The following is a 23597-nucleotide window of genomic DNA, read 5'->3' on the forward strand; positions in this document are numbered from 1 at the left end:
CGGCGACGACATCACCGGCCACGGCACCGTCGACACCAACGGCTGGTCCCAAACCCTCCTGTCCGCCCAACCCAACACCGTCAGCTGACCCCACCGCACACCACAGCGCACACGGTCGACCCGGGCGTTCCCGTTTTCGAGCGGGGACGCCCGCGGTCTTGTGCCCGGCGACGCGGACTTCACGTCCTGGTGCGTGTGAACAAACCGATCAGAGGAGTCCGCCCTCACAAGGGGTGACGCCGGTAACGGCGACGGTTGCCGAAGCCATGCCGTCCCGGAAGGTCGCCGCGTTGTACGCCTCCGCCCATCGGATCCCGGACATGGTGAGACGGCCTCCCCCCGCCAGGAGGCCGCCTCACGACGTGTGCCCGGTCAGGCGAGCAGCTTCGAGATCCTGGTCTCCGGTTCCACCACGGCCCGGGTGAGCAGGGCCGCCACCCGCTCCAGGCGTTCCTCGACCTCTTTGCGGTCCCAGAGTTCGACGGCGTACTCCAGGTCGAGCACGACCCGCTCCCCCGCCATGCCGGCGTACATCTCCAGCTCGTAGCGGTTGGCCCGGGTGTGCACGTAGTCGAAGCCGACCTCGCACCCGGCCAGTTCCGGGATCGCGGGGCCGTCGCCCGCCCAGTCGGACGTCACCTGGAACAGCGGCATCCGGCGCGGATCGGGGTGGATCTTCAAGGCCCGCACCACCTCGTTGAACGGGGTGCCCTGGTGGGCGTAGGCCTCCAGCACGGTCCTGCGCACCCGACCGGCCAGTTCGGCGAAGGTGGGGTCGCCGCCGCAGTCGACGCGCAGCGCCACCATGTTGACGAAGCAGCCGACCACGCCCTCCAGGCCGGGCAGCGGCCGGTTGTCGGCGGTGGTGCCGATCACCACGTCGTCCTGGCCGCTCCACTGCGCCAGCATCGCCGCGAACGCGGCCGTCACCAGCATGTAGGGCGTGGCCCTGCTCTGCCTGGCGAGCGCGAGCAGCCTGCGCGACTCGGCGTGCGGCAGGCGGTGGGCGATCATCTCGGTGTCGCGGCCCTCGCGCCGCCCCTCGCGCGTCCTGGGCAGGACCAGCTCGGGCGCCTCGCGCAGCCGCTCGCGCCAGAACCGCTCCGAGGCCGCGGCCTCGGGCCCGCCGAGCCAGGCCTGCTCCCAGGCCACGTAGTCGGCGAAGCGCAGGTGCGGCGCGGCGGGCGCGGCGTCCCGCTCCGAGTACAGGCGGCCCAGCTCGCCCACGAGCAGCCCGATGGACACCCCGTCGGTGACCAGGTGGTGCTGGACGAGCGCGAGGACGTGGTCGTCCTCGCCGAGCCGGTAGAGGGTGGCCCGTACGAGAGGCGCGGTGGACAGGTCGAAGCCGGTGCCGGCGTCGCGCGCGGTGCGGCGGGCCGCCTCCCGCGCCCGCTCGTCTTCGGGCAGGCCGGTGAGGTCCTCGACGGGCAGCTCGACGCGTACGCCGGGGTCGAAGCGCAGCACCGGCACGTCGCCGACGAGCGCCACGCGGGCGCGCAGGTTCTCGTGCCGCGCGACCAGCGCGTCGAAGGCGCCGCGCAGGGCGTCCACGTCGAGCGGGCCGCGCACCCGGTAGGTGACGGCGGCGATGAAGTCGCGCGCGTCGCCGCCCGCCAGCTGCTCGTTGATCCAGATCTGCAGCTGCGCGGTGGACAGCGCGCTGGTGTCGGGCTCCTCGGTCTCCCCGGTCTCCTCCGCCTCCTGCGTGAAGACCGTACGGCCCGCGCGACCGGCGCGGCCCGCGTCGCCGAGCGTGTGTTCCAGCGCGGGGTGCCTGGCCGCCATGTGGTCGGCCAGGTCGGCGGGGGTGCAGTTCTCGAACAGGGCCATCAGCGGTACGCGCACGGCGAGCACGGAGGCGATCTCGCGCACCAGCCTGGCCGCCAGCATCGAGTGGCCGCCCAGGGCGAAGAAGTCGTCGTCGGGCTCCACCACGTCGAGGTTCATCACGCGTGCCCAGATGACGCAGAGCGCGGCCTCCAGGGCGGGCAGCTCGGTCCGCTCGCCGCGCTCGCCCGCGTCGGGGAGCAGCCCGGTCTCGACACGGCCGTCCTCGGTACGCGGGATGTGGTCCACCGGCACGACGGCGGCGGGCACCATGTACTGCGGCAGCCGCTCGACGAGGACGGCGCGCAGCTCGTCGGGGGGCGGTTCGGCGACCGTGTAGGCGACCAGCTCGCGGCCCGCTCCGCCCTCGACGGCGATAACGGCGGCGTCGCGCACGGCGGGGTGGGCGCGCAGCACCTCCTCGACGTCCTCCAGCTGCACCTGGAACGGGCCGAGACCGACCAGCCGGTCCTCGCGCCCGCGCTCGACCACGCGCCCGTCGGGCCTGCGGGTGGCCAGGCGGCCGGTGGGACCGGCGGGACCGGCCCCGTTCTCGCCGCCGGAGCTGTGGACCAGCTGGCCGACGGCTCCGGCGGGCAGCACGTTGCCGTCGTGGTCGAGCACGGTCACGTCGCCCTGGGTGAGGGTGGACCACTCCTCCGGGGCGATCATCGGGATGTCCGCCACCGTCCGGGCGGGGTCGTCGGCGACCGCCCGCAGCACCCGTTCGTAGTGGCGCATCAGGCGGGCGACCGTGGCCTCGTCGAAGAGGGCGTCGTCGTACTCGACGAAGAAGTCGACCCGGTCGCCCCGGCGCACGGCCTCGACCGCGACGTCGAAGCGGGACCGGCCGCGCGCCACCTCCACCTCCGCGGCGGGCACGCCGCCGAGGGTGCGCTCGGCGGCCCCGGCGTCCCACATGGTGAAGACGACCTGCACGAGGGGGGTGTGCCCGGCGTCGCGCTCGGGCTGGAGGAACTCCACGAGCTTCTCGAAGGGCACGTACTGGTGGTCGAAGGCGTCGAAGGCGGCCTCGCTGACCGCGTCGGCCAGGTCGGTGAAGGGCGTCTCGCCGGCCGGGCGCAGCCGTACGGGCACGATGTTGGCGAAGAAGCCGAGCGCGCCGTCGAACTCGCGTCCGGGACGGCCGGGGGCGCCGGTGCCGAGCACCATGTCGCCGCGTCCCGTGTAGCGGTAGAGGGTGGCGGCGAAGGCGGCGAGCAGCACGGTGAAGACGGTGCCGCCGACCCGCTCGGCGACCTCGCCGAGCGGGCTCGTCAGGGCGGGGTCGAGCGGGAAGCGCTCGCGCCTGCCCGCGCTGGCCCGGCGGCGCGGCCGGGGCCGGTCGGCGGGCAGTTCCAGCACGGTGGGCGCGCCGTCGAGTTCGCGCCGCCAGTGGTCGACGTCGGCGGCCAGGCGGCCCCCGGCGAACTGCTCGCGCTGCCAGCGGGCGAAGTCGCCGTACTGGGCGGCCGGTTCGCTCCACGGTCCACCCGGCGCCCCGTCCCGTGACTCGTCTCGCGGCCCGCTCTGCGGCTCACCGGGGAGGCCGCCGGGGAGTTCGCCCCGGTAGGCGGCGTCCAGCTCGTCCAGCAGCAGGTTCATCGAGAACCCGTCGCTGATGATGTGGTGGACCCCCAGCACGAGCGCCTGCCGGTCCGCGCCGAGCGTGACGAGCGAGGCGCGCAGCAGCGGTCCCGAGGCCAGGTCGTAGGGGGCCTCGGCGACCTCGCGGGCGTACTCCATGAGCGCCTGCTCGCCGCCGACGGCCGCCTCGCGCAGCACGGGGCCCCGGTCCCAGACCGCCTGCACCGGTTCCGCGCCCTGGTAGACGAAGGTGGTGCGCAGCACGTCGTGCCGCGCGACCACCCGCTCCAGCGCCCGCCCGAGCCTGGCGGCGTCGAGCGCGCCGTCCAGGACGAGCACCTTCAGCTCGTTGTACGAGCCGTTGCCCGGGTCGTCCTGCTCGACGAACCAGAGCTGCTCCTGGAGGTAGGACAGCGGGGCGGTGCGGACGGGCAGACCGGTCACGACGGTCCCTCCGTCTTCCTCGCGATCACCCAGAGGAAGCGCGACTCCCCGAGCGGTGTCCGCTGCGCCACGACCTCCTCGCGCTCGGGGACCAGGCCCGCCTCGCGCAGCAGGCGCAGGTTCTCCTCGGTGGGGAAGCCGGAGAAGAACATCGTCGAGCCGAACCACTCCTCGACCGCGCCGGGGATGTCCTCGGTCATGAGCGTGGCCAGCAGCAGGCCGCCCGGCCTCAGCCAGCGGGAGATGCCCTCCAGCAGGCCGGGTAGCTCCTCCCTGGGCAGGTGGGTGAGGGTGTAGATGGACACGACGGCGTCGAAGGAGGCCTCGGGGAACTCCGCCTCGGCCATGTCGGCCTGGACGAGCGTCGCGCCCGGCAGGGTCTTCTCGGCGAGTTTGAGCTGCTCGGCGGAGATGTCCACGGCGGTGAGGGCGTGCGCCTCGGCCAGGCGGCGCGACGACTCGTGGCCGCCGCCGACGCCCAGCTCCAGCACGGCCGCGCCCTCGCCGGGCAGCATGCCGAGCAGGTGGTCGGTCCAGGTCATGCGGGGGCCGTCGGAGAACTCCGACTGGAAGGCGGCGTAACGGTCGGCGATGTCGTCCCAGCCCTCGCGGACGATGTCCTTGATGTCGGAGCGGACCTCGGAGTCGACGGCGTCGGCGACCCCGGCGATGGTGGGCCGGTCGAAGAACTCGACGACCGGCACCTCGATGCCGAAGATCGTGCGCACCCTGCCCAGGAGCTGGATGACCTGGATGCTGGTGCCGCCCAGCTCGAAGAAGTGGTCGTGCGGGCCGAGGGAGTCGACGCCGAGCAGCGGCTTCACGATCTCCTCGGCGACCCTGCGCCGGGTCGGCGTCCACTCACCGTCGTCGGCCTCGGTGGCCGGGGCGGTGCGCTCCTCCCTGGCCCCCCTGGCCTCTGCCAGGGCGTCGCGGTCGACCTTGCCGGCCGGGGTGAGCGGGATCTCCGGCACGTGGACGAACTCGTTGGGCACCAGCGGCGCCGTCAGCCACCGGGCCGCGATCTCGCGCAGCTCGCCCACGCCGGGCGGCTCCCCGGCCGTGGAGACGACGTAGGCGATCAGGCGGGCGTCGCCGTCGTCGCGCGCCTCCGCCTCGACCACGGCGTGCGCGATGTCGGGGTGCCTGCAGAGGGTCGCCTCGATCTCCTCCAGCTCGACGCGGACGCCGCGCACCTTGACCTGGCGGTCGGCCCGCCCGGCGAAGACCAGCTCTCCCTCGGGGGTCCAGCGCACCAGGTCGCCGGTGCGGTAGAGCCGCTCGCCGGGCGTGGTGGCGAACGGGTCGGGGACGAAGGAGGCCGCGCTCGTGCCGGGGCGGCCCAGGTAGCCGCGCCCGAGGCCGGGGCCGCCGACGTACAGCTCGCCGACGGTGCCGATCGGCACGGGGCGCATCTCCTCGTCCAGGGCGTAGGCCCGGTGGTTGGGCATGGCGCGGCCGATGGGCGGCGAGGTGTCCCAGTGCCCCTCGCACTCCTGGGTGATGACGCCGACGGTGGTCTCGGTGGGCCCGTAGCTGTTGACGAACCTGCGCCCGGCCGCCCAGCGGGTGGTGAACTCGCCCGAGTAGGTCTCGCCGCCGACGGCGACGACCCGCAGGTCGGGGAAGTCACCGGGCTCCAGCAGCCTCAGCACCCCGGGGGTGCCCATGTAGACGGAGATGCGGCGCTCGCGCAGCAGGTCGCGGAAGCGCTCGGAGGAGGTGCGGGTCTCGGCGGAGGCGACGTGCAGGGCCGCTCCCGACAGCAGCGCCCCGAAGGCGTCGAAGGTGGAGACGTCGAAGGCGATCGAGGAGAACTGCACGAAGCGGTCACGCGGCGAGAGCCCGTACAGGTGCTGGGCGCCCCGGACGAACGCGGTGACCGCGCGGTGCTCGATGAGGACCCCCTTGGGCGCTCCCGTGCTGCCCGAGGTGTACATGACGTAGGCGAGGTTGGCCGGGTGCAGCGGCACGCCGGGGTCGCTCTCGTCGCTGCCGGGGTGGTCGTCGACGTTCACCACGCACCACGGGCCCGGCGGCACCTCGGCCTCGGTGGTGGAGTCGGCCAGCACCACGGCGGTGCCGGCGTCGCGCAGGATCGCCTCGACCCGCTCGGGCGGGTTGCCCTCGTCGACCGGGACGTACGCGCCCCCGGCCGCCAGTGTCGCGAACATGGACACGACCGTGCTCGCCGAGCGGCGCTGGTAGATGGCGCAGCGGTCCTCGCGGCGCAGGCCGAGGCCGAGCAGGTGCCCGGCCAGGCGGTTGGCGGCGCGGCGTACCTCGTCGTAGGTGAGGGCGGTGCCCTCCTCGTCCGTCAGCGCCGGGGCGGCGGGCGACCTGGCGACCTGGGCGGCGAACCGTTCGATGACGGTCGCCGGCTCGTCGGCCAGCTCGGTGCGGTTCCACTCCTCGACGACCAGGCGCGCGTCGTGCTCCTGGATCGTGTCCATCGGGCTCCTCCTTATGGGGACCGTCCTCGGGGGACCGTTCGTCGTCCGGGATCGGCGGCTCAGGACCGCTCGTCGTTCCGGGATGAGCGGGTCAGGACCGCTCGCCGTCCATCCAGCGGCGCAGGCTCAGCGGACGCATGTCCGTCCAGACCTCCTCGATGTGGGCCAGGCACTCCTCGCGGGTGCCGCTGTGGCCGGTGCTCCGCCAGCCCTCGGGAATGTCACGGTCGGCCCACCATATGGAGTACTGCTCCTCGTGATTGAGCACCACTGTGTACTCGGCGGTGTCCACGGACTCGGCCATTCGAATCTCCTTCGCTTCATTCGCCATTCGACACGACGTTGCAATCAGACAATGCCATGGTCAAGCAGAAGCGATTTAACGCACTTTCCAGGAAATGTTAGGGTTTTGAAGGGGAGCTATGTGTGGAATAGCCGGCGTATCTGTTCTCGACGGGACCGCCGGGCAGCCGGCCTTCGACGGGCTCGTCACCCTGCAGCACCGTGGCCAGGAGTCCTGGGGCATCGCGGTGGCCGGGCCGGGGGGTGTGGAGGTCCGGCGGTCGCTGGGATTCGCCTCACGCTCCGAGTGCGGTGACCCGGCCCGCGACGCCTGGCCCGCCGGGAGGGTCGCGGTCGCCCACACCAGGTACTCGACCACGGGCGCCACTCTGCTGGAGAACTCCCAGCCCTTCGTCCACGAGGCGCGTCGCGTCGCGCTGGCGCACAACGGGGACCTCACCAACGCCGCCGACCTGCGCGCCCGGCTCGGCCGCGAGGGGTACGGGTTCCGCTCGACCAGCGACTCGGAGGTCATCCTCGCCCTGCTGGCCGACGCCCTGGACACCCCCGATCCCCAGACGGGCGACCCGATCGTGGCGGCGGTCGCGCGGGCCGTGCGGGCGCTGCGCGGCGCGTACTCGGTGGTGTGCGCCGTCGGCGACCTGCTCGTGGCCTTCAGGGACCCGCACGGCCTGCGTCCGCTGGTCGCGGGGTTCGCCGAGGGCAGGGCGGTCGTCGCCTCGGAGACCTGCACGCTCGACGCGCTCGGCTGCCCCGAGCAGCGGGAGGTGGAACCGGGTGAGCTGCTGATCCTGCGCGACGGCCGCCTGATCGGGGCGCACCGCGTGGCCGCCCCCGCCCCGCGCAGCTTCTGCGTGTTCGAGCACCTCTACCTGACCAGGCAGGACTCCAGGATCGACGGCGCCAGGACCGGCGCGACGCGGATGGCGTTCGGCGAGCGGCTGGCGCTGGAGTCCCCGGCGGACGCCGACCTGGTCGTGGCCGTCCCCGCCTCCGGCGTGCCCGCCGCCCGGGGGTACGCGCGGGCGGCCGGGCTCCCGCTCGCCGGGGCGCTGGTCCGCGACGAGCAGGTGGGCAGGACGTTCATCGAGCCCGATCAGCGTCGGCGCGAGCGCAAGCTGCGGCGCAAGTTCTCGATCGGATCGCCGGTGGACGGGGCCAGGGTCGTGGTGGTCGACGACTCGATCGTGCGCGGGTCCACCATGCGGCGCATCGTCACGCTGCTGCGCGAGTCGGGGGCGAGCGAGGTGCACGTGCGGATCGCCGCGCCCGCGCTGATCGCGCCCTGCCACTACGGGGTGGACATCGTCGACACCGGCGAGCTGGTGGCGACCGGCCGCGACGCCGGGGAGGTGTGCCGGATCATCGGCGCGACGAGCCTGGCGTACCTGTCGGTGGAAGGCATGCGCCACACGGTCGGGAGCGCGGCGGGCGAGGGGTTGTGCGAGGGCTGCATCACCGGCGAGTACCCCACCCCGGTGAGCCCGGAGCGCGACAAGTTGAAGCTCGTACCCGCACAGGCCCCGCGGCACGCGGCGCCCCGGACGGCCGTCCACCCCCGTTGACGGTGATCAAGGCCGCGCCTAGCCTCCGCCAGATGGAACCCAAAACACAGCCGTACGGCTACGACGACGGTGGTTGCGACGCCCGCTACACCAGGACCGCCTGCCTGTGGGGGCGCAGGCCCGACCGGCTCTCGGACGTGCTGGGGGACGCCCTCTCCCTGCCCGGGGCGCCCGAGGAGGTGGGCCCGCCCTCCGCTCCGGCCGGCCCGGACGCGCCCGCCGTCCTCGACGTCGGGTGCGGCGAGGGACGCAACGCGGTACGCCTCGCCCAGCGGGGCGCGCGGGTGCTGGCGATGGACGTCTCGGCCGCCGCGCTGGAGAACGGCGCGCGGGCGTGGGGCGACGCCGGGGGGATCGAGTGGCGGCAGGGCGACGCTCGCACCGCCGGGCTGGAGCCCGCCTCGTTCGACGGGGTGCTGGCGTGCAGCGTCCTGCACTGGCTGGAGGACGAGGCACAGGTCGCCGACGTCGTCGCCAGGCTCCAGGCCGCGACCAGGCCGGGAGGGGTGAACGCCCTGCTGATGTTCAACCGCGGCCACGCCTACGTACCTCCCGCCGGCGAGATGCGCATGCCGGTCCTGCTGCCCCACGAGTGGTACCTCGACAGGTACTCCGGCTGGACCGTGCTGAGCGCCACCGACGCCGACTCCACGCACACGCACAAGGGCCACGAGGAGCCGCACACCCACGCGGTGACCAGGCTCGTCGCCCTCAAGGGAGGTGGCGCGTGAGCCCCCTCGGACCCGGCCGCGCCGGGGGCGAGCCGGTCTCCCCCGGCCCCGGCCGCGCGGGCGCGCGGGAGACCAGGACCGGGGTGGAGCCTCCAGGACCCCAGGGACCCCCGGGACCCCGGGAACCACGGCACCCGCTCGAATGGCCGGTCTACGACGACGGCGTGGCGGCCAGGGTCGCCGAGCTGGTGACGCTGGGGCGCACGTTCGACTACGACTACGGGCCCGAGCTGGCCGGGCTGGAGCGGTCGTTCGCCGAGCGGCACGGCCGCGCCCACGCGCTGGCGCTCACCTCCGGCACGGCCGGGCTGCTGGCCGCCTACTTCGCGCTGGGCATCGGGCCGGGCGACGAGGTGATCGTCCCGGACCTCACGTTCTTCAGCACCGCCTCGCCGCTGTTCCTGCTGGGCGCGGTACCGGTGCTCTGCGACGCGGGCGACGCCTCGGGGAACGTGGCCGCGGCGGACGTGGAGGCGCTGGTCACCCCCCGTACGGTCGCGATCGTCGTCACCCACCTGTGGGGCCACAGCTGCGACATGGACGCCCTGCGCGCGGTGGCCGACCGGCGCGGGCTCGCCCTGGTCGAGGACTGCTCGCACGCCCACGGCTCCACCTTCCGCGGCCAGCCGGTGGGCTCCATGGGAGACATCTCGGTCTTCAGCGTGGGCGGCAGGAAGCTGATCTCGGGGGGCATGGGCGGCATGCTCCTCACCGACTCCGAGGACGTCTTCGCCCGCGCCTGCCTGCTGACCAACTTCCGGCACCGCACCGACCTGACCATCGACGCCGTCCGCTACAAGCCGTTCCTGCTGACCGGTCTCGGCGGCAACTTCCGCATCTCCACGCCGGGCGCCGTGCTCGCCCAGAGCCACCTCGACCGCCTGGACGAGCTGGTGGAGCGCAGGGTGGCCAACATGTCCGCCCTGGCCGCGGGGCTCGGCGAGCTGCCGGGCGTGCGGCCCTCCCCCGTCGCCGAGGGCGTCACGATGGGGGCCTGGTACGACGGGGTCGTCGAGGTGACGCCGGAGTGCCCGTTCAGCCGGGACGGGCTGGTGGCGGCCGGTCAGGAGCGCGGCCTGAAGGTGCGCGCCCCGGCCACCCGGCCGCTGCACGTCTTCCCGCTCTTCCAGGGCACCGCGCCCGACTGGTCGCCCCAGGTCGCCGCCGCCGTGCGGGCCGCGGCGGCGGTGAACGACCGGCCGTTCCCGCGTTCCGCGGAATTGTTCGCCCGGTGGATGAAATTGCCGGTGAATTTCCTCTGGGAGGCCGGTTCGCCGCTGGTCGGCGCGTATCTCGAGGCGTTCGACGACGCGTTCTCGATGGCGCGTACCGCGTAACGTCGTTCCTGTTCGCGGCGTTTCCCGCGTTTCTCGTGTCCGCAGCGTCCGCGGCGTTTCAGCGTTCGCAGCGTTTCAGTGTTTCAGTGTTTCCGACGTCGATTCCGGAGTAATCCACATGAGCCGACAAACGTCTCCCGTCATTCACGCCGTCGCCCCCACCAGCCTGGAGAGCTGGTTCGACCATTTCGTCGACCTCGGTCCCCGGGACCGGGCGGTCTTCACCGGCGAGGACCACCGTGTCGACGTGGCCCCGCTGCTCGACGCGATCGGCCGGGCCCCGCGGGCGACGGTGGTCTTCCACTCCAGCCACACGACGCTCGGCCGCGACCAGCTGATGGCCTTCCGGCTCCGCGAGCTCGGCCACCAGGCCGAGTGCCAGTCGCGGCTGTGCGCCTCGCTGGGCAGCGACAAGATCCTGATGAAGGAGTTCTTCGACCGCTACCGCCTGGTCTCGCCGCCGTGGGCGCGGGCCGGCGAGCCGCTGCCCGAGGCCGGCCCCGACACCCCGGTGGTCATCAAGGACCGGCACGGCACGCAGAGCGTCGGCACCCGGCTGGCCCGCGCGGGCGAGTGCGAGCTGGCCCCCAACGAGCTGAGCGAGCTGTACGTCGACGGGATCGAGTACTCGGTGCTGGTCTACCGCGACGAGCACGGCACGGCGACGTTCCCGCCGGTCTGGAAGGGGGAGACCTCGCCGGACCTGGTCCCGCCGTGGCAGCGGCTGCGGCTGTGCCCCGGCCCGGCGCTCGGCGGCACCTGGGAGCGCAAGCTGCGGGCCGTCGGCAAGCGGCTGGCCGACCTGGCCGAGGCGCACGGTTACCTGGAGGTGGAGTTCCTGCTGACCCGCAGCGGCGAGGTGCACCTGCTGGAGATCAACCCCCGGGTGTCGGGCACCATGCGGCTGGCCGCGATGGCGACCCGGCTGCCGATCTTCTCCCTGCACGCCCGGCCCGAGCTTCGCGACCATCTCCACGCCGCCCGCTTCAGCGGCGAGGTCCCCTACAGCGGCGACCCGATCACCGACGCCGACGGCGAGGTGTTCGCCACCTCCCGGCTCACCGTCGCCGGGGAGAGCCCCGACGAGGTGCACGCCAAGCTGCGCGAGCTGGGCACGGAGCCCCGGCCGCTGCCCCGCGCCTCCTGACCCCGCCCCGCCCTCGTCCCCCTCCTGATCCGCCCCGCTCCCCGGCCCTGTGTCCCCGGGTGTCCCCGGGCGGATCGGCGCGCCGCCCCGTACTCAGGCGGACCGGGGCACCGACCCCGCCCGCTCGGGCTCCCCTGGGAGCCCGTCCCGCGCCTCCCCGTCGCGCCGCGCGTCCCAGCGGTCCAGCAACCCCAGCAGGGGCGCGGTCGCGGCCGTGGAGACCAGCGCGACGATCACCAGCATCGTGAACAGCGCCTGGGTGATGATGCCCAGGCCGAGGCCGATGCTCAGGATCACCAGCTCGGTCACCCCCCGGCAGTTCATCAGCACCCCGAGCCGCGCGGCCTCCCGCCCCGGCACGCCCATCGGCCTGGCGATGACCAGCACGCCGCCGACCTTGCCCGCCACCGCGACGACGAGGATCAGCAGGCACCAGCCCCACATGGCCAGGTCCTGGCCGATCAGCCCGATCTGGGTGTTGAGCCCGACGAAGGCGAAGAAGGGCGGCAGCAGGAAGGAGGTGGTGAAGTCCTGGGTGCGCTCGCGTACCCGCCGCAGCCGCACGTCGCCGTCGCGCGGGAACAGGGCGCCGAACAGGAACGCGCCGAAGATCAGGTGGATGCCGATCAGCTCGGTCAGCAGCCCGGAGACGAGCAGGCCCACGACGACGACGGGCAGCGTCGCCTCCTGGGAGAGCCCCCGGCGCAGCAGCCGGGCCAGCAGCGGCCGTACCCCCCAGACCATGACGGCGGCGAAGGCGGCGGTCAGGGCGAGCGTGCGCAGCGCCTCGGCGGGTGAGGAGCCCTTGGCCATGGTGACCGCCACGGCCAGCAGCAGCCACGCGGTCACGTCGGCGATGGCGGCGCAGGTGACGGTCAGCGCCCCGGTCGGGGTGTGGAAGAGCCCGCGTTCCATCAGGATCCTGGCCAGTACGGGAAACGCGGTGACGCTGAGCGCGGCGCCGACGAACAGCGCGAAGACCGGGAACCCGACGGACGCGGTCGCCAGCGGCGTGTAGATCAGCAGGGCCAGCGCGACCCCCAGCGCGAACGGGATCGCCACGCTCGCCTGCCCGCAGAGCACCGCGATCGCGCCCCGCCCGCGCAGCAGGTCGCCACGCAGCTCCATCCCGACCAGGAACATGAAGAAGGCCAGCCCGAACTGGGCCAGCAGGTTCAGGTACGGCATGACCTCGCCGGGGAAGAGCGCGTGGTAGGCCCCGGGCCACACGGCGCCGAGCAGCGAGGGGCCGAGCACGATGCCCGCGGCCATCTCCCCGATCACCCGGGGCTGGCCCAGCCTTCGCAGGACGGCCCCGCCGAGATGGGCCAGCGCGACGACCACGGTGATCGACAGCAGCAGCAGGGGCGTGGCCGGCACCTCCTCCCGCCGCCCCGGCTCCACCGAGGGCACCGGGACGGGGCCGGTGGCCGTCCCCGGGTCGAGCGCCAGCATCAGCAGCGCGAGCACGGAGGGCAGCACGACCGCGAGACCGTACGCGACCAGGGAGCGACGCAGCGTGCGCATATTCGCGGGCCGAAACCTTGGATACATGATGGATCAATTCCATTTCCGGGAGGTTGAACTCCGAACCGGCGCGTATACCACAGAGCAGAAAAAATTGCAGACCTGACTAGAGACTCAGCTGGTCAAAGGCTTGATCTCGTCTTTCCGTTGTACATCAGGAAGACCATTCGAAAATTACTCATGATCGAAAGTGCGCTTTCCAGAACGGCGGGTAAGGGATCGTCCTGACTCACTCCAAGTGCACAGAAATCCGGAGGAACAGTCGCATGCAGGTGCTCTCCCCCAACCGAGAGGCGAACCGCCAAGCCCCGCCGCCCAGTGATGAGAGGCCCTCCGTCCCGGCCCCGCGTCGCGCCCCCTCCCAGGGCTCCAAGCTGGCCCTGGACGCGTCCGCCAAGCCTCGGCGAACCGGGCTCCAGCTCCCGTCGAGCCTCCCCTTCGACACCTGGCGGCGGATCGGCCACCAGATCTCCCTCATCGCCGACTCCTCCGCCTGGTGGCTCGGCGACTGGCTGGTCTACGGCGAAACCGAATACACCGACCGTTACAAGAGAGCGGTCGAGGAGAGCTCCCTCGATATCCAGACCCTGCGCAATTACGCCTGGGTCGCGCGGCGATTCCCGGTATCCCGCCGGCGGGATAAGCTCAGCCTTCAGCACCACGCCGAAGTGGCCGCGCTCCCCGAGCACGAGCAGATGCTCTGGCTCGACCGCGCCGAGCGCTTCAACTGGTCCAGGAACCGCCTCCGCAGCCAGATCAAGGCACACCGCACCGCCGCCCTGTCGGCCTCGGGCCGGGACGCGGCCGCCAAGGAGAAGGCCGTCATCCACATCGACGTACCGGTCGACCAGGAGCAGTCGTGGCGTGACGCGGCCCGCCGGATGAACCGCAGCGTGGAGGAGTGGGCGCGGCTCGTCCTCAACCAGGTCGCCACCGGCCAGATCCCCGCGCGCGGGATCCACGACGCCAAGGCCGGGTGAGGAACGGAGGACAGGTGGGCGCCGTCCACACGTTGTTCGAGAAGAAGGCGTCCGAGGCTCCGGACAGGACGGCCCTGGTTTCCGGGGCCGTCCTGTTCACATATGGGGACCTCGACGCCCGTGCCAACGGCCTCGCCCGGTCGCTCCTGCGACGCGGCGTCGGCCCCGAGACCCTGGTCCCCCTGCGGCTGGACCGCTCCCCCGACCTGCTCGTCGCGCTGCTCGCCGTCTGCAAGGCGGGCGGCGCGGCGGTGCTGCTCGACCCCGGCTGGCCCGAGGACCGCGTCGCCGCGGTCCTCGACGGCGCTCCCGTGGTGATCGACGGCCCCGTCGACGCCTTCGACGCCTTCGACGCCGGACCCTCCGACGAGAGGCCCGGCGTCGCCGTGCACGAGGACCAGCTCGCGTACGCGGTGCACACCTCCGGGTCGACGGGGCGGCCCAAGCTCGTCGGGGTGACCCACCGGGCGATCGCCCACCGGGTCGCCACCCACGCCGAGGCGTACCGCATCACCCCCGGCGACCGCTCCAGCTGGCTGGCTCCCCCGGCCTCGTCGGTCTCGGTGGTGGAGCTGTGGCCCTACCTCTGCTCCGGCGCGAGCGTGCACGTCGCCGACGCGGCGACCGCGGGCTCGCCGCCGGAGCTGCGCGACTGGATGGTCGCCTCCGGCATCACCCGCTCGTACGTGAACATGCCGCTCGCCGAGCTGCTGTACGGCCTGCCGTGGCCCGGGGAGACGGCGCTGCGGCTCATGACGGTCGGCAGCGACGCGGTGCGCGTGTGGCCCTCGCCCGGCCTGCCGTTCGAGGTCGCGGTGGAGTACGGCTCCGCCGAGGCCAACGGCGTGACGAGCTGCCTGGTCCCGCTGGAGGACCGCTGCACCTCGGTCACGGCCGACGAGACCGCCAGGCGCGCCCGGCCCCCCATCGGGCGCGCCTGGCCCGGCGTCGGCGTCCCCGTCCTGACCTCCGGGCTGGAACCGGTCGCGGCGGGCGAGGTCGGTGAGCTGTTCGTGTCCGGGCCCGAGCTGGCCCGGGGCTACCTGGGCGAACCGGCCCGCACCGCCGAACGCTTCCTGCCCGACCCCTCGGGCGGCGGCGGCCGCGTCTACCGGACCGGCGACCTCGTACGGGAGCGGCCGGACGGGCGGCTGGAGCACCACGGCCGTGTCGACCAGCAGGTCAAGATCCGTGGCCACCGGGTGGAGCCCGCTGAGGTGGAGGCCGTGCTGCTCGACCACCCGGCGGTGCGCGAGTGCGTGGTGACGGGCGTGCCGGGCCCCGGCGGCGACCTGAGGCTGTGCGCCTACGTGGTCTACGCCGCCACCACGGCCGACGACATGAACGGCGTCGCGGACGGCGCCGCGCGAGGTGTCGCGGACGGTGTCGCGGACGGCGTCTCGCGAAGTGTCGCGGACGGCGCCGCGCGAGGTGTCGCGGACGGTGTCGCGGACGGCGTCTCGCGAAGTGTCGCGGACGGCGTCGCGCACGAGGCCGGGGAACCGCGTGCCGGGGAGCCCCGCGCCGGGGAACTGCGCGCCTTCGCCGCGGCCCGGCTGCCCGCTCCGATGGTGCCGACCGCCTGGACCGCGATGGAGCGGCTGCCGCTGAACTCCAGCAACAAGGTGGACCGCCGCGCGCTGCCCGCGCCCTCGTGGGGCGGCCCTCCGGGAACCGGTCTCCCCGAATCCGACCGTCTCCCGGGAGCCGACGACTCGAAAGCCGCTCCCCGGGGCGACGGCGGGCGCGAGGAGGACGCCGACCCGGTGACCGCGGGGGTGCTGGAGCTGTGGGAGCAGGCACTCGGGGCGCGCGGCGCGCTGGGCGACCACTTCATCCGCTCCGGCGGCGACTCCCTGTCGGCCACCCGCCTCGTCGAGCGGATCGGGAGCCGCTACGGCGTGCGGATCCGGCTGCGCGACTTCCTGCGGGCGCCGACCCCCGAGACCCTCATCCGGAACATCAAGGCGGAAGGAAAGACGAGATGACGACCGAGAGGAAGCGGAGGAAGAGCCGTCCCACGTGGCTGCTGCGCACCCCAGACCCCGGGGCGCGGGCCAGGCTGTGGTGCCTGCCCTACCCGGGCTCCGGGGCGTCGATGTACCACGGGTGGCCGGCCGAGGTGGACGGGATCGAGCTGTGCCCGGTGCAGCTGCCCGGCAGGGAGAACCGGCTGCGCGAGCCGTTGTTCGAGAGCTACGCGGCCGTCGCCGCCGAGATGCTGGAGGGTCTGGAGCCCTACCTTGACCGGCCGTTCGGCTTCATCAGCCACTGCGGCACGGTCTTCATCGGCTACGAGGCGACGCTGCTGCTCATGGAGCGCGGCGGGCCGCTGCCCGCGCACCTGTTCGCCTCCTCGATGGTCCCGCCGCACCGGGCCTCGTGGCCGAGCATCCTCAAACTCGACGAGGAGCAGGTGGGCGCGCTGGTGTCGGACCTCATGCGGGCTCGCGGCGCGGAGCCGCTGCCCGAGCTGGTGGACATGGCCGCCGACGTCATGCGCGCCGACGTGGCCGCCTACGGCCGCTTCGACAAGACCGACCCGGTGGAGCTGCCGTGCCCGATCACCGCGATCGGCTGGTCGGGCGACACGCAGATCCCCCCGGAGCAGATGGACGGCTGGGAGGCTTACGGAGAGGCCCGCTACACCGTGCTGGACGGCGGGCACTGGAGCTACCTCCAGGCGCCCGCCGCCCTGCTGGACGAGATCTCGCGGAGCATGTCCGCGCGCGTCCCCGGCTGAGCCGGTCGATCTCGGATGTCAGGCGTCCTTGCCGTCCTTGCCGTCCTCGCGCCCGCCGGGTCCGCCGGTCCCGGCGGGCTCCGGGTCGTCCTGCAGGAGCTCGGCGTCCTCCAGCCTGCGCAGGTTCGGCACCGGCGACAGGAACAGCAGGATGATCCAGGGCAGCAGGAACGCGGCACCGGCGTAGATGGCGGGCTTGATGCCGATCAGCTCGCCCAGCACCCCGGCCAGCATCGCGGCCATCGGCAGGATGCCGAGGTAGACCGCGCGGCTCGCGCCGATGACCCGGCCCCGCAGGTGGTTGGGGATGACGTACTGGAAGAGCGTGAGCTGGCCGATGTTGCCGGCCACCACGCCGAACACCGTGACGAACCAGATCACCGAGAACAGCGTGATCTGCAGCCACTGCGGACCGGCCACGAACGGCGTGAAGCACAGCACCCGGAACGCGATCAGGGCGGTCATGATGCCGCGCCCGTAGCCGACCTTCTCGAACAGCTTGCTCGCGAAGACGGCGCCGACGACGCCGCCGATGCTGCCCACCGCGTAGATGAAGCCGATCCAGGTGCCCGACATGCCGAGGTCCCTGGCCGCGTACAGGATGAACAGGGTCAGGATCATCATCGACCCGAAGTTCGCGCCGGCGGAGTTGATGATCAGCGGCCGGGCGTAGTCGTTGCGGTAGGTGACCTTCAGGCCGTGCTTGATGTCGTGGAGCATCGCCGCGACCGCGCCCCGGCCCTGGGTGCTCCGGCGCTCGACGGGCGGCTCGACGTGGCGGATGCGCGACAGGGCGAAGGCGGAGACGAGGAAGGAGATCGCGTCTCCCATCATCACGTACGCCGGCCGGAACAGGTCGATGAGCACGCCTCCGGCGCTGGAGCCCGCGATGGCGCCCACCGACTCGGTCGCCGCCATCCGGCTGTTGCCCGCGACCAGCTGCTCCTCGCTCAGCAGGGTCGGCATGTAGGCGGCGTAGGCGATCTCGAAGACCACCGAGAGGCCGCCGACCACCACCGCGACCACGTAGAGCACCCACATGTCCATGAAACCGACGAAGGCCGCGAGGGGGATGAGGGCCACGACCACGGCACGCCCGATGTCGGAGCCGACCATCAGGGGCCTGCGGCGGTAGCGGTCGATGAGCACCCCCGCGATCAGCGTCAGCAGGAGCGCGGCGATCGTGCGCATGGCGTTGAGCAGGCCGACCTCGAAGGAGCTGGCCTGCAGCATGAGGATCGCGGTCAGCGGGAGCGCCAGGGTGGTCAGCTCGGAGCCGAGGACCGAGATCGACTGACCGGTCCAGAGCCGGTTGAAGTCGGCGTTGCGCCAGAGAGAGGGCGGCTTTTCCTCCGGCGCCCCGACTTCCGTTCTCTGAGTGTCCATAAGATCATTCCGTCCTTGTGGAGTTTCACCTCTGGTTGACTGGAACAATGTTTTTGTTAAGGGTGATGATATGCGAAATCATACGAGAGGCGCACTGGAAAACAATCATCGAGTGCGCCAGATGACACTCCCCGACGGCCATGTGGTATTCCAGCTCAATCCCGCCGAGACCAGCCTGCAGTATCGCAGTATCGTGGGCGACAGAAGCTACTTCAGACATGACGTGCGCCTTGAGCCGGGAATGACGGTGTTCGACGTGGGGGCTAACATCGGAATCGCCGCCCTGGCGTTTCATTGGGAATGTCCGGGCACGCGAATTCTCGCCTTCGAGCCCGCCAGGCCGCTTTACGACGCGCTGTGCGCGAATCTGTCCGCCCACGGCCTGAACGCCAAGGCGTTCGACTGCGCGCTCTCCCATACCCCGGGGACGGCGGTTCTCACCGTCTACCCGGAGACCACCGCGATGTCGGGGATGTACACCGACGTCGACCACGACGCCGAGGTGACGAGGACGTTCCTGGCCAACAGCGGTTTCGCCCCCGAGGACGTGACCGACATGGCCGAGGGCAGGCACGTCACGGAGAAGCAGGAGTGCCAGGTGCGGACGATCTCCGAGGTGATGGCCACCGAGGGCGTCGACCGCATAGGACTGTTGAAAATCAACGTCGAGAAAGCCGAATGCGATGTGCTGGACGGAATCGCCCCCGGCGACTGGGAGGCGATCGACCAAATCGTCATGCAGGTCCACGACATCGGCGGCAGGCTCGCGTCCGTGCGCGACGGTCTCACCGGCCGTGGATTCCAGGTCGACATCGGCCAGGACCCCCTGCTGAAGGACACGGACATCTTCGACGTGTACGCACGGAGGAATTCCCCATGACAGTGGACACGACCGTGAATCTCAACGAGCTGGATCTGGCGGATCCGGACATCTACACGGCCCCCGACTCCGGCCTGGGCGTCCTGCATTACCTGCAGGAGCACCGGCCGATGTTCTGGAACAAGAGGTCCGACGGGCCGAGCTTCTGGGCTTTCACCAAATACGCGGACGGCGTCGCCGTCTATCTCGACAAGACGAATTTCACCTCCGAGCGCGGTATGCAGGTCGGGCAGACCGAGTCGGCCGCCAGGGCCGCCGCGGGCAAGATGCTCATCGTCACCGACGGCCGCCACAGCCAGCTGCGCGACGTGATGAACCCCGCGCTCACCCCCCGGGTGGTCCGCCGCCTGGAGGGCGCGATGCGCGAGACGGTCGGCGGGATGCTGGAGGAGAACGCCCAGAAGGACTCGTTCGACTTCGTCGACACGGTGGCGGGCAGGCTCCCGCTCTCGGTCATCTGCGAGCTGCTGGGCGTGCCCCGCGCCGACTGGGACCTGATGATCCAGTGGACGCGCACCGCGTTCGGCTCCGCCAGCTCCGACGACGTCATCTCCGACGCCGAGAAGGCCGAGGCGAACGCCAACATCTTCGCCTACTACGCCGACCTGCTGGCCGAGCGGCGCGACAACCTCGGCGACGACGTGATCAGCGTGCTGATCCGCGGCCGGATCGACGGGACGCCCCTCACCGACGAGGAGATCCTGCTCAACATCAACGGCCTCATCACCGGGGGCAACGAGACGACCAGGCACGCCTCGGCGGGGGCCGTCATCGCCCTGGTGGAGAACCCCGGCGAGTGGAGGCGGCTGCGCGAGGACCCCTCGCTCATCCCGACCGCCGTGGAGGAGGTGCTGCGCTGGACCGCCCCCAGCCTCAACGTCATGCGCACCGCGCTGCGCGACACGAAGATCGGGGACCAGACCATCCGGGCCGGTGAGCGGGTCAGCGTGTGGCACCCGGCCGTCAACCGCGACGAGGACGCCTTCCCCGACGCGCGCCGCTTCGACGTCGGGCGCACCCCCAACCGGCACCTCACGTTCGGCCTCGGCAAGCACCTGTGCATCGGCGCGGCGCTGGCCAGGTTCGAGCTGCGCGTGCTGCTGGAGGAGCTGACCGGCCGGGTGGCCCGGATGGAGCTCACCGGGCCGGTCAAGCGGCTGCGCTCGAACCTCATGTGGGGCGTCGACCGCGTCCCCGTCCACCTCGAACTCGACCACGCCGGGCACTGATTGGAGCACCCCATGCCGGACAGTAATACTTCGCTGTCGCCGATCCAGGAGAGCGGGTGGAGGTCCTACCGGGCGAAAACCCCCGGTGACCACACCGACCAGGTCACGCTCGCGGCGCGGCTGCGCGGCCCCCTGGACGAGAAGGCCCTGACCACCGCGCTGGAGCACGTGCTGGAGGCCCGCGAGGACCTGCGTCCGGCGCCGCCCGGCGGTTCCGGTGACGGGTCTCGGCCCGTCACCGTCCCCTCGCCGGTGGAACTGAGCAGGCACGACGCGGGCCGCCGCGAGGAGGCGCTGGCACGGCTCGTCTCCGAGCAGGCCAACCGGGGTCTCGACCTCGACGCCGGCCCGCCGGTCCGGGTCGCCCTGGCGCGGATGGCCGACGACGACCACGCGCTCGTCGTGACGGCGCACCGGATCGTGGCCGACGAGCGCGTCCTGGCGGGCCTCGCGGAGGAGATCTCCCGGGCGTACGAGGAAGCCTCGGGCGCCACGCTCACGGCCACCTCCCAGGAGAGCCCCCCGAACGGCTCTCCGAACGGTTCCCTGAACGGCCGTCACTCCCCCGCGACCTCCAACGGCCACTCCTCCAACGGCCACGCCCCTAACGGCCGGGCTCATGACCACCGCACCCCTGACGGCGTCCCCGGCGGGAGCTTCGCGAACGGTCATGGATCCACAGCCACCTCCCCCGAGCGCTCCCCCGCCACCGGCGAGGACACCGGAAACACCGGAAACACCGGGGACACCGGGGACACCGGGGACCTCGCCTACTGGCGTGACCGGCTCGACGGCATGCCCCCCGCCCTGGACCTGCCCGCCGACCGGGGCCGTCCCGCCGTGCCCGGCTTCACGGGTGCCCGGGTGACCTTCGCCGTGCCGCCGGAGACGGCCGCGCGGGTCGAGGCCCTCGCGCGCGAGGCCGGGGCCGCCGCCCGGGAGGCGCGCTCGGTGGCGCTGTCCCGCTGGTCGGGCCGGGACGAGACCGCGCGGGAGGCCGGCGCCGACACCACGGCCGTCACGCTGGCCGCGTGGGCGGTCGCGCTGTGCCGCTGGTCGGGACAGGACGAGGTCGTGGTCGGCGTACCCGTGCCGGCCGGGGGGCGCGCTCCGGCGTTCCCGATCCGGATCGGCTGCGAGGGCGACCCCTCCTTCGCCGACGTCGTCGCCCGGGTGCGCGACGCGCTGGACGGGGCGGCCGCGCACGGCTCCTACCCGGCGCACCGGCTGGCCGAGGAGCTGGAGCTGGACGCCTCCAGCGGCGTGCAGCCGCTCTACCAGGCGGAGTTCGACCAGAGGGTCCCGGCCTGGAGCGCGCTTCGACTGCCGGGCGTGCAAACCTCGGAGCCGGCGGCCGGGCGCTTCCCGCTCGCCTCGGACCTGGCGCTGGTCCTGGTGCCGGGCTCGCTCGACGGGGAGATGCGCTACGGGCTCGACCTGTTCGACGAGCCGGGCGCCCGGACCAGGGCCGAGCAGTACGTCACCCTGCTGTCCGACGCCGTGCGCGACCCCGGGCGGCCCATCTCCTCGCTGTCCCTGCTGGACGCCGAGCAGCTGCGGCTGGTGGTCGAGGAGTGGAACCGCACCGAGGCCCCCTTCGACGAGGAGGCCGGTGTCGGCGCCCTCTTCGAGGCGCGTGCCGCCGCCGCCCCGGACGCGCTCGCGGTGCTCGCCGGCGAGCGGCGGCTGACCTACCGGGAGCTGGACGAGCGCGCCAACCGGGTGGCTCACCGGCTGATCCGCGAGGGGGTACGGCCCGGCCACGTCGTCGGCTCGATGACCGGCCGCTCGGCCGAGGCGCTCGTCGCCTTCCTCGGCATCGTCAAGTCCGGCGGGGTCTACCTGCCGCTGGACCCGGCGCTGCCGCCCGACCGGCTGAGCCACATCCTCGACGACAGCGGGACCCGCCTCGTCCTCACCGGGGCCGAGCACACCGGCCGGGTGCGCGACGACCGGGTGCGCACGATCGAGCTGGACGCCGAGTGGCGCACGATCGAGGCGGAGGAGCCGGGCACGAGCCCCGGCGTGACGCCCGCGCCCGACGCCCCGGCCTACCTCATCTACACCTCGGGCTCGACCGGGCGTCCCAAGGGCGTGGAGGTGCCGCACCGCGGTGTCGGCAACCTCGCCGCCACCCTGTCGCGGGAGTTCTCCCTGGCACCCGACGACCGGGTGGCGCTGTTCGCCTCGCTCAGCTTCGACGCGTCGATCTGGGAGATCACGATGGCGCTGCTGAACGGGTCGGCGCTGTGCGTGCTGGACCCGTCGAACATGACCCCGCAGGAGACGGCGAAGGCCATCCGCGACCAGGGGGTGACCGCGGCCACGTTCCCGCCGACGTTCCTCAGCACGCTCAGGGGCGACGAGCTGGACACGGTCAGGCTCATGGTCGTCGCGGGCGAGCAGTGCCCGACCGGGCTGGTGCGGACCTGGGGTCCGGGCCGCGTGTTCGTCAACGCCTACGGGCCGACGGAGACGACCGTGTGCGCCACGATGGGCGCCTGCGATCCCGCCGCCGCGTACGCGCCGCCGATCGGCCGGCCGCTGGCCAACTTCAGGACCTACGTGATGGACCGCTGGCTCAACCCGCTGCCCGCGGGCGTGCCCGGCGAGCTGTACGTCGGCGGCACCGGCCTGGCCCACGGCTACCGGGGCAAGCCCGCCTTGACCGCGCAGTCGTTCATGCCCGACCCCTACGGCCCTCCCGGCGCGCGGCTGTACCGGACCGGTGACCTGGTCCGCTACCTGCCGGACGGCCGGCTGCAGTACGTGGGCCGGGTGGACCACCAGGTGAAGATCCGTGGTTTCCGGGTGGAGCCCGCCGAGATCGAGGCCGCGATCACCCGCTACCCGGGGGTGCGCGAGGCGGCGGTCGTGGTGCGCGACGACCGGCTCGTCGCCTACGTCGTGCTGGACGACGCCTCCAGGATCATCGCCGACCGCAGCGGCCTCACCGGCGAGCTGCACCGGTTCCTGCAGGGCTCGCTGCCCGCGTACATGCTGCCCTCCTCGTACGTGACGCTGGACGCGATGCCGCTGACCTCCTCGGGCAAGGTGGACCGCCAGGCGCTGCCCGAGCCCGGCCTGGAGGGCGGCGGGGACGGCGGGGACGACGACTTCGACGCGCCGCAGACCGCGACGGAGCAGACGATCGCCGGGATCTGGGCCGAGGTGCTGAAGCTCAGGAGGATCGCCCGCGAGGACGACTTCCTGGAGATCGGCGGCCACTCCCTGGTCGCCGCGCAGGTGATCACCCAGGTGCGGGAGAGGTTCTCGGTGAACGTGCCGATCCGGGTGCTGTTCGAGAACCCGGTGCTCGCCGACTTCGCCGAGGCGGTGGACGCCGCCCTGGCCAAGGCCGAGGCCAAGGCGGGAGCGAAGGTCTGAGTCCCTGGTCGGGGGCGGCGGGCATCCCGCCGGGCGGGATGCCGCGCATGACGAGGGCCCGTGAGGAT

General features: G+C 72.6%; 15 protein-coding genes. 10 read left to right on the forward strand and 5 right to left on the reverse strand.

From position 1 onward, the window contains the following. Positions 1 to 372 precede the first annotated feature (372 nt). The 3 genes from ACFYWM_RS07820 to ACFYWM_RS07830 all read right to left on the reverse strand — a co-directional run bounded on the left by ACFYWM_RS07820 (position 373) and on the right by ACFYWM_RS07830 (position 6618). On the reverse strand, positions 373 to 3861 hold the full coding sequence (locus ACFYWM_RS07820; protein ID WP_389910284.1) for a condensation domain-containing protein: 3489 nt from the start codon (positions 3859 to 3861) through the stop codon (positions 373 to 375). Further along, positions 3858 to 6314 (reverse strand): amino acid adenylation domain-containing protein, encoded by a 2457-nt coding sequence (locus ACFYWM_RS07825; protein WP_389910286.1) that lies wholly within the window; start codon positions 6312 to 6314, stop codon positions 3858 to 3860. The genes ACFYWM_RS07820 and ACFYWM_RS07825 overlap by 4 nt, the downstream gene beginning before the upstream one ends. Before the next feature lie 91 nt (positions 6315 to 6405). Continuing rightward, positions 6406 to 6618 carry an MbtH family protein gene (locus tag ACFYWM_RS07830; RefSeq protein ID WP_389910289.1) on the reverse strand — a complete coding sequence of 71 codons (213 nt, stop codon included), beginning with the start codon at positions 6616 to 6618 and terminating at the stop codon, positions 6406 to 6408. Between the two features lie 118 nt (positions 6619 to 6736). On the opposite strand from ACFYWM_RS07830, the gene purF reads away from it, so the two are divergent. The 4 genes from purF (at position 6737) to ACFYWM_RS07850 (ending at position 11397) form a co-directional block, all read left to right on the forward strand. Then, a complete protein-coding gene (purF, locus tag ACFYWM_RS07835; protein WP_389910291.1) occupies positions 6737 to 8182 on the forward strand; it encodes an amidophosphoribosyltransferase in 1446 nt (481 codons plus the stop codon). 32 nt (positions 8183 to 8214) lie between these two features. Beyond that, complete coding sequence (locus ACFYWM_RS07840; protein ID WP_389910294.1) at positions 8215 to 8913, forward strand: class I SAM-dependent methyltransferase; 699 nt, start codon at positions 8215 to 8217, stop codon at positions 8911 to 8913. Beyond that, positions 8910 to 10250 carry a DegT/DnrJ/EryC1/StrS family aminotransferase gene (locus ACFYWM_RS07845; RefSeq protein WP_389910297.1) on the forward strand — a complete coding sequence of 447 codons (1341 nt, stop codon included), beginning with the start codon at positions 8910 to 8912 and terminating at the stop codon, positions 10248 to 10250. Before ACFYWM_RS07840 ends, ACFYWM_RS07845 begins: the two co-directional genes overlap by 4 nt. A gap of 118 nt (positions 10251 to 10368) precedes the next feature. After that, a complete protein-coding gene (locus ACFYWM_RS07850; protein WP_389910300.1) occupies positions 10369 to 11397 on the forward strand; it encodes a hypothetical protein in 1029 nt (342 codons plus the stop codon). Positions 11398 to 11490: 93 nt separating this feature from the next. Here the strand turns inward: ACFYWM_RS07850 and ACFYWM_RS07855 are convergent, their stop codons facing one another. Further along, positions 11491 to 12924 (reverse strand): cation:proton antiporter, encoded by a 1434-nt coding sequence (locus ACFYWM_RS07855; RefSeq protein ID WP_389910303.1) that lies wholly within the window; start codon positions 12922 to 12924, stop codon positions 11491 to 11493. 266 nt (positions 12925 to 13190) lie between these two features. Between ACFYWM_RS07855 and ACFYWM_RS07860 the strand changes: the two genes are divergently transcribed. Genes ACFYWM_RS07860 through ACFYWM_RS07870 form a run of 3 tightly spaced genes read left to right on the forward strand, consistent with a single transcriptional unit; the run spans position 13191 to position 16647 of the window. Then, positions 13191 to 13904, forward strand: coding sequence for an LmbU family transcriptional regulator (locus tag ACFYWM_RS07860; RefSeq protein ID WP_389910306.1), 714 nt, complete (start codon positions 13191 to 13193; stop codon positions 13902 to 13904). Positions 13905 to 13918: 14 nt separating this feature from the next. Beyond that, positions 13919 to 15892: a non-ribosomal peptide synthetase gene (locus tag ACFYWM_RS07865; RefSeq protein ID WP_389910309.1), complete on the forward strand. Its 1974-nt coding sequence runs from the start codon at positions 13919 to 13921 to the stop codon at positions 15890 to 15892. Continuing rightward, on the forward strand, positions 15889 to 16647 hold the full coding sequence (locus ACFYWM_RS07870) for a thioesterase II family protein (protein WP_389910311.1): 759 nt from the start codon (positions 15889 to 15891) through the stop codon (positions 16645 to 16647). Before ACFYWM_RS07865 ends, ACFYWM_RS07870 begins: the two co-directional genes overlap by 4 nt. An 18-nt stretch (positions 16648 to 16665) precedes the next feature. Here the strand turns inward: ACFYWM_RS07870 and ACFYWM_RS07875 are convergent, their stop codons facing one another. Further along, positions 16666 to 18033, reverse strand: coding sequence for an MFS transporter (locus tag ACFYWM_RS07875; RefSeq protein WP_389910313.1), 1368 nt, complete (start codon positions 18031 to 18033; stop codon positions 16666 to 16668). Between the two features lie 121 nt (positions 18034 to 18154). On the opposite strand from ACFYWM_RS07875, the gene ACFYWM_RS07880 reads away from it, so the two are divergent. From ACFYWM_RS07880 to ACFYWM_RS07890, 3 genes are read left to right on the forward strand one after another with little or no spacing between them, the layout of a single operon-like run. Further along, positions 18155 to 18913 carry an FkbM family methyltransferase gene (locus tag ACFYWM_RS07880; protein ID WP_389910316.1) on the forward strand — a complete coding sequence of 253 codons (759 nt, stop codon included), beginning with the start codon at positions 18155 to 18157 and terminating at the stop codon, positions 18911 to 18913. Next, a complete protein-coding gene (locus ACFYWM_RS07885) occupies positions 18910 to 20142 on the forward strand; it encodes a cytochrome P450 (RefSeq protein WP_389910319.1) in 1233 nt (410 codons plus the stop codon). The genes ACFYWM_RS07880 and ACFYWM_RS07885 overlap by 4 nt, the downstream gene beginning before the upstream one ends. 12 nt (positions 20143 to 20154) lie before the next feature. After that, positions 20155 to 23529 carry an amino acid adenylation domain-containing protein gene (locus ACFYWM_RS07890; protein WP_389910322.1) on the forward strand — a complete coding sequence of 1125 codons (3375 nt, stop codon included), beginning with the start codon at positions 20155 to 20157 and terminating at the stop codon, positions 23527 to 23529. Positions 23530 to 23597: the final 68 nt, after the last annotated feature.

The sequence above is a fragment of the Streptosporangium sp. NPDC002721 genome, assembly GCF_042888905.1.
Lineage (GTDB): Bacteria > Actinomycetota > Actinomycetes > Streptosporangiales > Streptosporangiaceae > Streptosporangium.